The sequence below is a fragment of the Sporosarcina sp. AD_1 genome (assembly GCF_057373025.1).
This window is the reverse complement of sequence record NZ_JBPVIR010000012.1, coordinates 55231-67883: the sequence shown is the minus strand read 5'-3', so window position 1 is coordinate 67883 and position 12653 is coordinate 55231. Positions and strand designations below refer to the sequence as shown.

The following is a 12653-nucleotide window of genomic DNA, read 5'->3' as shown; positions in this document are numbered from 1 at the left end:
AGACTTTATTGTTGACGTTTTGCTGTTCAGTTTTCAAGGTTCACTTCGTTGCTAGCTCGTAGCAGCAACTCTTATATCTTACCACTCTGTCGACTTCCTGTCAACAACTTTTTTCGATTTCTTTTTCAACCGTTTTTCGTTGTTTTTGTTTATCGGAAGTGCAACGTTATTTAATATAACAGCTCTCTAACTTGTTTGCAATACCTATTTCAAAAAAACATTTGTTTTTACATAAGAAGTTATGAAAACCCGCATAACAACGCACTTCACGTGTTATGCGGGCAAGTAATTAATCCTTTGAACGCATTTGCGGGAATAGCAATACATCGCGGATCGACTGGGAGTTGGTCAATAACATGACCAGACGGTCGATACCAATGCCAAGTCCGCCTGTAGGCGGCAAGCCATATTCAAGCGCTTCAATGAAGTCTTCGTCCATTTCATGCGCTTCATCATTGCCTTGTTCCTTTTCGACAAGCTGTGCTTCAAAACGGGCACGCTGATCAATCGGGTCATTTAATTCAGTGAAGGCATTCGCATGCTCTCTCCGTACGATGAACAATTCAAAACGATCCGTGAAGCGCTCGTCTTTCGGATTCTTCTTCGCCAGTGGAGAGATTTCGACTGGATGTCCGTAAATGAATGTAGGCTGAACCAGCTGCTCTTCTACTTTTTGTTCAAAGAACTCATTTAAGACATGTCCCACTTCCATCATCGCTGTTACATCGACGCCATGTTCTTTGGCAAGTGCATGTGCCTCTTCCTTCGACATCTCTTTCCAGAAGTCCACACCTGTATATTCCTTAACCGCATCCGCCATATGGAGTCGCTTCCAACCCGGAGCCAGGTCGATCATGTCCTCGCCATATTGAACCTTTGTTGTACCGAGCACATCTTGAGCCATATGGGCGATCATGTTCTCCGTCAATTCCATAATATCTTCATAGTCGGCATACGCTTCATACAGTTCCATCATTGTAAATTCAGGATTATGGCGCGTCGAGATTCCTTCATTACGGAATACACGTCCGATTTCATATACCTTTTCAAGGCCGCCGACAATTAGGCGTTTTAAATGCAGTTCGATCGCAATACGCATATAAAGTTCCATATCAAGCGTGTTATGGTGCGTTATGAACGGACGCGCACTTGCGCCTCCCGCGATGGAATGCAGCATAGGCGTCTCCACTTCAAGGAAGCCTTGGTTATCCAAGTAACGGCGCATCGATTGAATGATACGGCTTCTTGTAATGAATGTCTCTTTGCTTTCCTCGGAAGAAATCAAATCCAAATAGCGTTGGCGATACCGTTGTTCAATATCCTTTAAACCGTGGAATTTATCAGGCAAAGGACGCAGCGCTTTCGTTAAGACCGTGAATTCATTCGCCTTAATAGAAAGTTCTCCAACCTTTGTTTTGAATACAAGGCCCTTAATACCGACGATGTCTCCAAGGTCTGCATCATCGAACAATTCATATGCCTCTTCGCCTACCGCATCTTGACGCACATAAATTTGAATTTGGCCGCCAAGATCTTGCACGTGCGCAAAGCCGGCTTTCCCTTTTCCGCGCTTCGTCATGATCCGTCCAGCAATTTTCACTTCAATTACCTGCTCATCCAGCTCCTCTTTCGAAACGCCTTCATAAGCTTCTTGTATTTCATTGGAAAGATGCGTCCGTTCAAATCGCATGCCGAACGGATCAATGCCCTTCCCTCTCAACTCATCCATCTTTTGGCGTCTCACCAATAGTTGATCGTTCAATTCATCCAAATGGGACATTTCCTTCGTTCACTCCTTTTAACCATTGTTCGTACATTACACTTATGGCATAACCTTATTGTACACAAAGTGCCTATGTAAAAAAAGCCGCCACGTTAGATGACGGCTTTTCTTCATCCTTCATACAAATATACACCGTATATAGAAGAAACTCTTTATTCCGGCTTGCTCCAAAAATCCACAAGCCTCTTAGCTTCCATCCAACGCACCACTCCGCTGTCCAATACAGCAGGCTCTGCCGCAAATGGCAATTCGGTCACCGGATGTTCGATGAGCGGGTCCATTTCCAGCAGCGGAATGAGAACAAAAGCTCTTTCACGCATACGAGGATGCGGCACGAGCAGGTTCTCTGATTCAATATTGTCGTTATTATAGAGCAGAATGTCAAGGTCTACCGTCCGCGGACCCCATCTAACCGTTCGGACGCGCCCTTGTTCATTCTCAATTTGTTGACATACTGAAAGTAAATCTTGCGCGCTTAGGCTCGTCTCCACCTTCACGACGAGATTCAAAAAGTCACTTTGGTCGGTATATCCAACCGGAATCGTTTCATACACCGATGAAAGGTTAGCGACAGTAATCCCTTTATGGCCATGCAACGATCGGACAGCATCCATCAGTTGATGCAGCCGGTCCCCGATATTGGAGCCAATTGAAATATATGCGGTGTTCATTCGAAACGCCCCCTGGTGATATCCACGGAAACCGCCGAGTAGTGTCCCGGAATCGGTGGATCCGGCTTCACGAGAACAACCCGGACGCCTGTTACCTTATCCGAAAATGCTCGTAATACTTGTGCTGCAATTTCTTCTGCGACCGCTTCGATCAGCTGATACGGACGCCCTTCCACGACTGACTTGGTTAGTTCATATACTTCTGCGTAATTCACCGTTTTATTCAAATCGTCCGTCCGGCCCGCTTCTTGCAACTCAACCGCCAGTGACACAGTAGCCCGAAAGCGCTGACCCAACCGGTTTTCTTCAGGAAGCGCACCGTGGTATCCGTAAAACTCCATTTCGTGCAAATGAATATAATCCATGAGAAGTCCCCCTTACTTAACCTCCATTTTATTCGCCAGAACATCCATCATTTTCGCCATGCGCGATACTTCTTTCACGTCATGCACCCGCATGATATGACAGCCATTATCAATGCCGAAGCAGACGGTGGCGCCTGTTCCTTCCATGCGCTCTTCGACTGGCAGTCCGAGTATCGCACCGATCATTGATTTGCGTGACGTACCGAGCAGGACTGGATAACCCAGGTCTGAAATTCTGCGCAGCCCCTGCATCGTCCACACATTTTGCTGGGTGTCTTTCGCAAATCCAATCCCCGGATCTAACCAGATGTTGCCCTGCGGAACGCCCGCCTCGATCGCAATCTTCACGCTCTCTTCCAAGTCGCGGAGGACTTCATCCATGAAAGGGCCTTGATACACTGCCTCTTCTCGGTTGTGCATCAAAATGATCGGAGCGCCGAACTCCGCCGCCACACTTGCTATCGCCGGCTCACGCTTGGCTCCCCAAATATCATTGATAATATGAGCTCCCGCTTTCAATGCCTCTTCGGCCACTTTGGCTTTGTAGGTGTCAATGGAGATGACACAATCCAATTCCTTTACCAACACCTCAATTACCGGAATCGTCCGGTCCAATTCTTCCTCCAAGGAAACCGGCTTGTGGCCCGGACGGGTTGATTCTCCGCCTATATCAATGATTTTCGCGCCATCCCGCAGCATATCTTCCGCATGTCGCAACGCCGCGTCAATCTGGCCGTATTTACCGCCATCTGAAAATGAATCGGGCGTTACATTCAAGATGCCCATTACAACCGTCTCTTTTTTAAAATCAATTTCAGTACGGCCAAACCGGTACACGTCATTCGCATATGTCAATTCCACAGTTGTCACTCCTCAATCGCTTCAATTGCTTCCTTGTAGATTTGGTGCAATCGATTGTAATAAAACCCTTCATTCCCCGCAAATATAGATGATCCTATATTCCGGATCGGGACAATCTCCTGGATGGCATTTGTAATAAATACTTCATCCGCCGCTTCCAGCTCCCTCTGCCTGAAATAGCCTTCCGTCACTTCAAGCCCTGCATGGTGTGCATGCCGGATGATGAAAGCCCGGGTCGTTCCCGGCAAAATCCCCGTACCGACTGCTGGCGTATAGAGCCGTCCATTGTTCACCCAGAAGACATTCGACGTCACGCCCTCCGCCACAAAGCCGTCCGGCGTCAAAAAGAGGCCTTCCTGATCTCGCAAGCTTTGGATTTCTAAACGACCGTGGACATTGTTCAAGTAGGCGTGTGATTTATGCCGCACCCCTGATTCCGGTTTGTTTCGGGGCGTAGAAAGCCACTGCGCCTTCTTTTCGGTCCCTCTTTCCGTCTTCATCAGTTCCTTCCGAAATAACAGGACATTCGGCGTGTCGTATGCCGAGGGGGCCAATCCAATTTCATGCACGCCCGCAGAAACGTTTAAACGGAAATAACCGTCCTCTCCATTCGCACTCTCCGTCAAAATTCGGATGGCATCCTTGATGTCAGCATCCGTATAGGGGAATGAAATGTTGTAATCATTCAAAGCCGATCGCAGTCGCGTCATATGCTCTTTGAATAAAAACACCTTGCCGCCGTATGTCCGAAACGTCTCGAAAAAACCGACGCCGTATAAGAAACCGTGATCGAGCGGAGAAATGCGAAGCTCCTCTGCTCGATAAACAGCACCATTCATCCAGCAGATCATAGCGGCATGCCTTTTTTCACTCGGCCAGCTTCCGCCATTTCTTTCGCCTGCCATAGCGCGTTTGCTTTATTTAACGATTCGATATACTCCGCTCTCGGAACAGAATCCGAAACGAGCCCTGCACCGGCTTGGATGAACGCTTCTCCGTCTTTTATGTACGCCGTACGGATGACGATGTTCAAGTCGAGGTCGCCATTGAAGCCAATCCAGCCAATGGAGCCGGTATATAACCCTCTTCTCGTCGGTTCCAGTTCCTCGATCAGTTCCATCGTCCGAACTTTAGGTGCTCCCGTAATGGACCCGCCCGGAAAGACGCCCCGAATGACGTCTGCATTTGTTTGATCCTCTCGCACCACTCCGCGCAAGTTGGACACTAAGTGCATGACATGCGAATACTTTTCGATGACCATGAACTCGTCCGTCTCCACAGTTCCTTCTGCGCAGATCCGGCTGAAGTCATCGAGCTCGACGTCAACGAGCATTTTATGCTCTCTCGTCTCTTTCGTATTCGACAGCAATTCTGCTTCGAGTTCTCGATCTTCTGCCTCATCTTTCCCTCTAGGCCGAGTTCCTCCAATCGGTCTCGTGCTCACCACATCTCCGCGCTTTTTCAAAAGCAGTTCAGGCGAACCTGACACAACGGCAAAATCAGGTGAACCAATTGAAGCCATATAAGGAGATGGGTTAATTGCGCGCAGCGCCTCGTACATATCCAATGGATCCGCTTGTAACATTGCAGATTGGCGGACTGAAAGATTCACCTGGTCAACGTCTCCCAATTCGATATAACGCTGCACTTCAACCACCATTCGCTCAAATTGCGCGGCATCTACAGAAAAACGGATCTCTTCAGGCACCGCTGTCGGAACGGCTTTCACCTGCAAATCGAATTTTCTCGTCTCCAGCCCTTTTGCCGCAGCGTCCAGCCATTTCTCCTTCATCTGCTTCGGGCATGCACCACGATCTGGCAGTGCCATAAAATAAACCTGTTCGGTCTCCGTATCGAGTACCGCCCACTGATCAAACAAATAGAAATAGACATCCGGTGTATCTAAATCGTTTATCGCAACAGACGGCAAGGTCTCGTATCTGCGAACATAATCATAGCTGACGAATCCAATCGCTCCGCCTTGAAATTCAGGCAGTTCAGGCACAGAGCCAACTTCAAAAGAGCCGAGAAATGACTCCATCGCTTCCAGCGGATCATGTCCTGCCTTACTTTCCGTTGCACCATTCCGCCAAGTCACTTCCAATGAGTCGCCTTCGGATGCCTGCAACGTAGCGAGCGGGTTAATCCCAGCAATACATAGTTTGCCGGTACGGCCGCTTTCCAGTAGAACATGCCGTTCCGTTTCGCCCGCAAGCGTTTTGTATGCATAAAAAAATGCCTCTCTCGTCATTTTCGCAGTTTCATAATCCAGTTGCCGAATATCCATTCTTACATTCTCCTTCTATTGCTTTGGTACCCTCATCTTAACGCGAAAAAGAGCAATTACGCCACTATAAAAAAGAGCCGGAAATAATATGTATAAAAAAAGGGAGGGCCGCTTGCACCCTCCGCTGGTATTCCATCTTATTCGCTTTCCTCAAAGTTATATAGAGGGGTACTCAAGTAGCGTTCCCCGTTAGACGGCAGGATGGCTACTACTTTTTTGCCTTTCCCCAGCTCCTTGGCTACTTGCAAAGCAGCGAAAATGGCCGCGCCTGAAGAAACGCCTCCTAAAACGCCTTCTTCACGTGCTGCACGGCGAGCCGTGTCATACGCATCATCATTGGAAACTTGGATAATTTGATCATAAATTTCCGTATCCAACACCTTCGGAACGAATCCAGCGCCAATTCCTTGGATTTTATGTGGTCCCGGCTTACCACCTGATAATACCGGGGAGTCTTCCGGTTCAACGGCTACGATTTTCACTTCCGGGAAGCGTTCTTTTAATACGCTGCCTACACCTGTGATTGTACCGCCAGTACCGATACCTGAAATGAATGCATCCACACGATCCATCGCATTCGCAATTTCCGGACCTGTTGTCAGACGGTGCACTTCGGGGTTCGCTTCGTTATTGAACTGCTGCGGCATGAACCAGCCGTTTTCCTTTGCCAACTCTTCCGCTTTTGCAATGGCACCTTTCATCCCTTCAGCTCCCGGCGTCAACACCAAATCAGCGCCGTACGCCCGCAGTAGGTTTCTCCGTTCCAAGCTCATCGTGTCCGGCATGACAAGGACAGAACGATATCCTTTTGCCGCTGCAATCATCGCTAAACCGATCCCCGTATTGCCGCTGGTCGGTTCGATAATCGTGCTGTCTTCCTTCAATTCACCGGATTTTTCCGCTGCTTCAATCATCGCCAGTGCAATCCGGTCTTTAACACTGGAGCCCGGATTGAAATACTCTAGTTTCAAATAAATCTCTGCATCTTCAGGACCCGTCATTTTGTTTACACGAACAAGCGGCGTTTGCCCGACCAAGTCCGCAACTGAATTCCCCACTCTTGTCATATTGTATCCTCTCCTAATCCCTACTACTTTCATATGTTTTATAGTATTAATAATACGCTCCATTCGTTCCAATTGTCAACTCGGAGGAAATGCCCCCAAAATATGATTCCCTTCTGTCACTCCTTGTCCCTTTCCCCTGACCGTGATAAACCGAAACATAAAAAAGCGACGCACGAGCCCGCCGCTCTCCGTCGCTTTCGTTCTTATTCGCACGAAATTTTTATCACTTTCCGTAAAACCATTCCGCGTCAAATTCCTTCCAGAACGCTTCCGGTGTCACAGATTGAGATAATTGTTCAAGCGCAAGTTCCCTCCGAATATGATCTTCCACTTCATCATAAGAGAAAGAACGGCCTTCGATGACTTCCTTCACTTGAATGACTGCATATGTACCAGATTGCAAACGGATGACATCACTTGTGCCGCCTTCTTTTACTGTAGGAACGGCTTTGACAATTGCTCCATCCACTGTTTCTGAAGAGGCGTTCAAGTAGCCTAAATCCCCGCCCAGACTGGCAGACGCCAAATCTGTGGAACGTTCTTTGGCAAGGGCATTGAAATCAGAGCCCTTTCCCAATTCCTCGACCGTCTTCTTTGCTTCTTCCTCTGTCGGCAAGAAGATGGCGGCCGTACGATAAGCCGTTTGGATATTATACAAGGATTCGTTTTCCTTATAGTAGGCCTTGACCGTTTTATCCGTGATCACGACATCGTTCGTCAATACTTTTTCCAAGATGAGATTGGAGCGGATTTTCTGCTTCGTCTCCTCAGCATCCAGGCCCGAATGGGTTTGCCCATCCACTGCTGAAATAAGCGCCAACTCGAGATTGATTTCATCGTCGGTCACTTTAATTCCGTATTTCTTTGCCGCTTCTTCCATGACCCGTTCATTCACCAGCTCCAGCAACACGTCACGGCCCACTTTCTTTTCCATCGCCCGTAGCCAGTCCGCCCGCGTGATCGGCTTGCCGGCGACCGAAGCGACTTCTTCCGTCGCTTCGATCGGCTGTTTATCGGGAATCAGCCACCCGATGAACCAAAGCAAGTTCGTGAACAGCAAAATGCCGATCAAGATGAGCAAAGGCTTTGTCTTCAGCCGACGCTTAGCTGGATGGACCGTATCCTGCGCTTCACGCCTGTGACCGTATTTCATCAATAAAACCTTCCAGATCTTCTTTCGTATATACATACTTTTCTAAACAGAAGTGGCATTCCGCCTCCGCTTGGCCATCTTCCTCGATCATGTCGCGAATCTCTTTTTCACCAAGACCGATGATCGCATTGCCAAAACGCTCTCTGGAACAATTGCAGCTGAAAGTTACCGGCATCCGGTCAATCACTTGGACATTATCACGGCCGAGAACTTCCTCCAATATTTCTTCTGGCGTCAATCCACGATCGATCAATTTCGAGATCGGCTCAACAGTCGAAATACGCTTCTCAAGCTCTGTGATTGTTTCATCTGTTGCACCCGGCATGACTTGGATAACGAATCCACCTGCCGCTTTCACGGTATTATCCGGATTCACAAGGACACCTAACCCCACTGCGGATGGCACTTGTTCAGATACGACAAAATACTGCGTAAAATCTTCTGCAATTTCACCGGAAACGAGTGGCACCTGCCCTGTGAAATAATCGCGAAGCCCCAAATCCTTCACGACAGTGAGCATCCCTTCTGTTCCAACAGCCCGGCGGACATCGAGCTTGCCCTTTTCATTTAAATCGAAATGGGTCTGCGGATGCGTCGCATACCCGCGAACTTCGCCTTTTGCATTCGCATCAGCAACGATCGGGCCAAGAGGGCCATTCCCCTCAATTTTAACCGTCAGTTTCTCTTCGCCTTTCAGCATGGCACCCATCATGACGGTAGCCGTCATCGAGCGGCCAAGTGCAGCTGTCGCAGTCGGCCAAGTATAATGGCGGCGCTGCGCCTCGCTTACCGTTTCAGTCGAACGAACCGCATAGGCCCGGATTGTATTATCGAACGCCAGCGCTCTGATCAAATAATCACTCATCATTTCCACTCCTCTTACACATTTCGCTCATAAATCAAATGAAGTCCCTTTAACGTCAAAAAGCTGTCGACAACATCGATGACATCCGTCTCGCTTGCAATTAAATCTGCCAGCCCGCCTGTTGCAATGACTTTCGGTTCCACTTTACTTTGCGCCTTTATCCGGCCGACGATACCTTCGACTTGTCCTACATAGCCGTAGACAATCCCCGCCTGCATCGCAGCAACTGTATTCTTTCCAATTACCTGTTCCGGACGTACCAGTTCGACGCGAGGCAGTTTGGATGCCCGGTCAAACAGAGCTTCCATCGAAATGCCCACACCAGGAGCAATAGCGCCTCCCATGTACTCGCCTTTCTCATTGACATAGCAATACGTCGTCGCCGTTCCAAAATCAACGATGATGAGCGGATCTCCATACTCATGGATCGCTGCAACGGCGTTGACAATCCGGTCCGCCCCAACTTCACGCGGATTTTCGTATTTAATATTCAATCCCGTTTTGACGCCAGGACCGACGATCAATGGACGGATATCAAAGTATTTCCGGCACATTTGTTCAAGCGGGAACATGACCGGCGGAACGACGGAAGAGATGATGATTCCATTGATGTCGCTAAACTCCAATCCGACATGGGAGAATAGGCCTTTTACCGACATCGCATACTCATCTTCCGTTTTATGGCGATAGGTCTCCATGCGCCAATGATATTTCAATTCGCCTTGCTCATAAACGCCTAGCACGATATTTGTATTACCTGTATCCAACACTAAGATCATAATCGTTTCCTCACTAACATCGGGTTTTCCAGAACATCATACCATAATCGGTTGAATGAAAAACAGTCGACTGCTTTTTTAAAAGTCAGTCGACTGTTTCCTATCAGTCCCTGCGTTCTTCTTCGATTGATGGAAGAGGACGTTCTGGGCCAGTTTCTTTCGGCAAATCCGCAACAGATGGATCGTTTGGTGCACCTGTAACATCCGGATTCACTTCATCCTTTGATTCGGTATCATCTTTCGACGCATCGGCTTGTTCTTCTTTGCCATTTCGCTCATACGAACGCTCCGGCAATGTACCGTGATCTTTCAAATGATTGATCTGCTCGGCATCGAGTGTCTCCACGTCGAGAAGAGTCGTAGCGATCAAGTCGAGAAGTGAACGATTCTCTGTAAGGATCTGTTTTGTCCGATTGTATTGTTCTTTAATAATTCTTTGCATTTCCTGATCAATCTCATATGCGATCGAGTCGGAATAGTTCTGCTCGGAATTGAAATCCCTGCCAAGGAACACGTTACCGCCTTGCGCCTGGCCGAATTGCATCGGTCCGAGCTTGTCACTCATACCGTATTCCGTCACCATAGAACGGGCAATTCCTGTGGCACGTTGGAAGTCATTGTGCGCACCTGTCGATACTTCGCCAAGCACGATTTCTTCCGCGACGCGGCCACCTAATAGACCCGCGATTTTGTCTAGAAGCTCTGGCTTCGTCATGAAATAACGATCTTCCTTCGGTAGCATGACTGCATATCCGCCTGCCTGGCCGCGTGGAACGATGGTTACTTTATGGACGATTTCAGCGTCATCCAACATGAGTCCGACAACAACGTGTCCTGCTTCGTGGAAGGCGACGATATTCTTTTCCTTTTCGGAAATGACGCGGCTTGTTTTAGCTGGACCTGCAATAACGCGGTCTGTCGCTTCATCAATATCCGCCATATCGATTTTCGCTTTTCCTCTGCGGGCAGCAACAAGCGCAGCCTCATTCAACAAGTTTTCAAGATCAGCACCGGAAAAACCTGGTGTCCGCTGCGCAAGAGCTTTCATGTTAACTGATTCATCAAGCGGCTTGTTGCGAGCATGTACTTTTAGCACTGCTTCACGGCCTTTTACATCCGGACGGCCAACCGTAATCTGACGGTCAAAGCGTCCCGGACGAAGCAGAGCCGGGTCCAAAATATCCGGACGGTTCGTCGCAGCGACAATGATAATTCCTTCGTTACCGTCGAAACCATCCATTTCAACGAGCAACTGGTTCAACGTCTGCTCACGCTCATCATGGCCACCGCCAAGACCGGCGCCACGCTGACGGCCAACTGCGTCAATTTCATCAATAAAGATAATACAAGGCGCATTTTTCTTTGCATTCTCGAATAGGTCACGAACACGGGATGCACCGACACCGACAAACATCTCAACAAAGTCAGAACCGGAAATCGAGAAGAACGGCACGCCCGCTTCACCTGCTACCGCACGGGCAAGCAATGTCTTACCTGTTCCCGGAGGACCTACTAACAAGATCCCTTTCGGAATGCGAGCTCCAAGCTCGGCAAACTTCCTAGAGTCTTTCAGGAAGTCAACAACCTCTTCCAATTCCTGCTTTTCCTCATCTGCACCCGCAACATCCGAAAAACGCACTTTCTTGCGCTCATCCGTATGAAGCTTTGCCTTGCTTTTACCAAAGTTCATGACACGGCCACCGCCGCCGCCTTGCGCTTGGTTCAACAAGAAGAAGAACAGGATGATAATGATGATGAACGGAACAAGTCCTGTAAAGAAGGATACCCACGCGCTTGTTTCAGGAGCTTGCTTGATAATCAGCTCTGGATTTTTCGCCTTACCCTTATCCATATACTGGTTCATCACTGTTGTATCACTGGTCAGGATGTTGGTCGTAAATTTCTTGCCTTCTTCATACCCTTTCATCGTCCCGACGACGTTCACGACGAGATTGACCGGTTGAAGTGTGATGGACTCAACATTGCCTTTTTCCAACTCACTATAGAATTTGTCAGTAGTGATCTCTTCCATCTTTGGATTCGGATTATTTAGTGAACTGAAAATCCCCATGATGGCAAGGAAAATCAGTCCGTATAATAGAAAGTATCGAAGTATTCGATTCATCCCAAGCCTCCTCATTTCTTCAACAGAAAACTATTGTAAATCTTAACACAGATAGGAACCAATCTACAATGAAAACGACTTATGGAAAAAGCTTTCCGTCGCCCTTGAGGAGGACTTGTCGGAAAGCTTTCAAAAAGAGTAGATTTCCTTTTTCAGAACACCGATATAGGGCAAGTTGCGATATTTTTCCGCGTAGTCCAGTCCGTATCCAACAACGAACGCATCCGGAACGAGGAAACCAACATGGTCAGCACTCAAGTCCACCTTCCGGCCGGTCGGTTTATCAAGCAGCGTGACAATTTTAATGGATTTCGCTTTGCGGTATTTGAACAGATCGACAAGGTAATTTAATGTTTTCCCGCTGTCGATGATGTCTTCAATAATTAAGACGTCTCTTCCCTCGACACTCGTATTCAAGTCCTTGACGATTTTTACTTCTCCCGAAGAAACTGTCGCGTTTCCATAGCTGGACACATCCATGAAATCCAATTCTATGTATGCATCGATCCTTTTAATCAAATCGCTCATAAACGGAAGAGCGCCTTTGAGGACTCCGATGGCTAGCGGGAATTTATCCTTATACTCCTCAGACAGGACAGCTCCAAGCTCCGCTATCTTTTCTTGAAGTTGTTCCTCAGTAATCAATACTTCTTCGATATCTTTCTCTAACATCGAAAGTCCTCCTCTTTCCAAATGA

At 48.1% G+C, this 12653-nt stretch carries 12 protein-coding genes; all 12 read right to left on the bottom strand.

From position 1 onward, the window contains the following. Positions 1 to 289: 289 nt before the first annotated feature. The 12 genes from lysS to hpt all read right to left on the bottom strand — a co-directional run bounded on the left by lysS (position 290) and on the right by hpt (position 12628). A complete protein-coding gene (lysS, locus tag ACSW3C_RS18790) occupies positions 290 to 1780 on the bottom strand; it encodes a lysine--tRNA ligase (RefSeq protein WP_486564467.1) in 1491 nt (496 codons plus the stop codon). 155 nt (positions 1781 to 1935) lie between these two features. Further along, a complete protein-coding gene (gene folK / locus ACSW3C_RS18785) occupies positions 1936 to 2454 on the bottom strand; it encodes a 2-amino-4-hydroxy-6-hydroxymethyldihydropteridine diphosphokinase (protein ID WP_486564465.1) in 519 nt (172 codons plus the stop codon). Next, a complete protein-coding gene (folB, locus tag ACSW3C_RS18780; RefSeq protein WP_486564463.1) occupies positions 2451 to 2819 on the bottom strand; it encodes a dihydroneopterin aldolase in 369 nt (122 codons plus the stop codon). The genes folK and folB overlap by 4 nt, the downstream gene beginning before the upstream one ends. A 12-nt stretch (positions 2820 to 2831) precedes the next feature. Next, positions 2832 to 3680, bottom strand: a complete 849-nt coding sequence (gene folP, locus ACSW3C_RS18775) for a dihydropteroate synthase (protein WP_486564461.1) — start codon at positions 3678 to 3680, stop codon at positions 2832 to 2834. Positions 3681 to 3685: 5 nt separating this feature from the next. Then, entirely contained in the window at positions 3686 to 4531 is an 846-nt protein-coding gene (gene pabC / locus ACSW3C_RS18770; protein ID WP_486564459.1) for an aminodeoxychorismate lyase, read from the bottom strand. Continuing rightward, entirely contained in the window at positions 4528 to 5967 is a 1440-nt protein-coding gene (locus ACSW3C_RS18765) for an anthranilate synthase component I family protein (protein ID WP_486564457.1), read from the bottom strand. The genes pabC and ACSW3C_RS18765 overlap by 4 nt, the downstream gene beginning before the upstream one ends. A gap of 137 nt (positions 5968 to 6104) precedes the next feature. Next, positions 6105 to 7034, bottom strand: a complete 930-nt coding sequence (gene cysK, locus ACSW3C_RS18760) for a cysteine synthase A (protein WP_486564455.1) — start codon at positions 7032 to 7034, stop codon at positions 6105 to 6107. A 223-nt stretch (positions 7035 to 7257) separates the two neighbouring features. Then, positions 7258 to 8187 carry a peptidyl-prolyl cis-trans isomerase gene (locus ACSW3C_RS18755; RefSeq protein WP_486564453.1) on the bottom strand — a complete coding sequence of 310 codons (930 nt, stop codon included), beginning with the start codon at positions 8185 to 8187 and terminating at the stop codon, positions 7258 to 7260. Then, a complete protein-coding gene (hslO, locus tag ACSW3C_RS18750; protein WP_486564451.1) occupies positions 8165 to 9052 on the bottom strand; it encodes an Hsp33 family molecular chaperone HslO in 888 nt (295 codons plus the stop codon). Before hslO ends, ACSW3C_RS18755 begins: the two co-directional genes overlap by 23 nt. A 14-nt stretch (positions 9053 to 9066) precedes the next feature. After that, positions 9067 to 9831 carry a type III pantothenate kinase gene (locus ACSW3C_RS18745; RefSeq protein ID WP_486564449.1) on the bottom strand — a complete coding sequence of 255 codons (765 nt, stop codon included), beginning with the start codon at positions 9829 to 9831 and terminating at the stop codon, positions 9067 to 9069. 103 nt (positions 9832 to 9934) lie between these two features. Then, positions 9935 to 11956: an ATP-dependent zinc metalloprotease FtsH gene (gene ftsH, locus ACSW3C_RS18740; RefSeq protein ID WP_486564447.1), complete on the bottom strand. Its 2022-nt coding sequence runs from the start codon at positions 11954 to 11956 to the stop codon at positions 9935 to 9937. A 129-nt stretch (positions 11957 to 12085) separates the two neighbouring features. Beyond that, positions 12086 to 12628, bottom strand: a complete 543-nt coding sequence (hpt, locus tag ACSW3C_RS18735) for a hypoxanthine phosphoribosyltransferase (RefSeq protein ID WP_184212206.1) — start codon at positions 12626 to 12628, stop codon at positions 12086 to 12088. Between the last annotated feature and the right edge of the window lie 25 nt (positions 12629 to 12653).

Bases quoted from the DNA above. Each gene is read 5' to 3' on its own strand.
- folK (WP_486564465.1), bottom strand. From the start codon at position 2,454: ATGAACACCGCATATATTTCAATTGGCTCCAATATCGGGGACCGGCTG.
- ACSW3C_RS18755 (WP_486564453.1), bottom strand. From the start codon at position 8,187: ATGAAATACGGTCACAGGCGTGAAGCGCAGGATACGGTCCATCCAGCT.
- hpt (WP_184212206.1), bottom strand. From the start codon at position 12,628: ATGTTAGAGAAAGATATCGAAGAAGTATTGATTACTGAGGAACAACTT.
- lysS (WP_486564467.1), bottom strand. From the start codon at position 1,780: ATGTCCCATTTGGATGAATTGAACGATCAACTATTGGTGAGACGCCAA.
- pabC (WP_486564459.1), bottom strand. From the start codon at position 4,531: ATGATCTGCTGGATGAATGGTGCTGTTTATCGAGCAGAGGAGCTTCGC.
- cysK (WP_486564455.1), bottom strand. From the start codon at position 7,034: ATGACAAGAGTGGGGAATTCAGTTGCGGACTTGGTCGGGCAAACGCCG.
- ftsH (WP_486564447.1), bottom strand. From the start codon at position 11,956: ATGAATCGAATACTTCGATACTTTCTATTATACGGACTGATTTTCCTT.
- hslO (WP_486564451.1), bottom strand. From the start codon at position 9,052: ATGAGTGATTATTTGATCAGAGCGCTGGCGTTCGATAATACAATCCGG.
- folB (WP_486564463.1), bottom strand. From the start codon at position 2,819: ATGGATTATATTCATTTGCACGAAATGGAGTTTTACGGATACCACGGT.
- ACSW3C_RS18765 (WP_486564457.1), bottom strand. From the start codon at position 5,967: ATGGATATTCGGCAACTGGATTATGAAACTGCGAAAATGACGAGAGAG.
- ACSW3C_RS18745 (WP_486564449.1), bottom strand. From the start codon at position 9,831: ATGATCTTAGTGTTGGATACAGGTAATACAAATATCGTGCTAGGCGTT.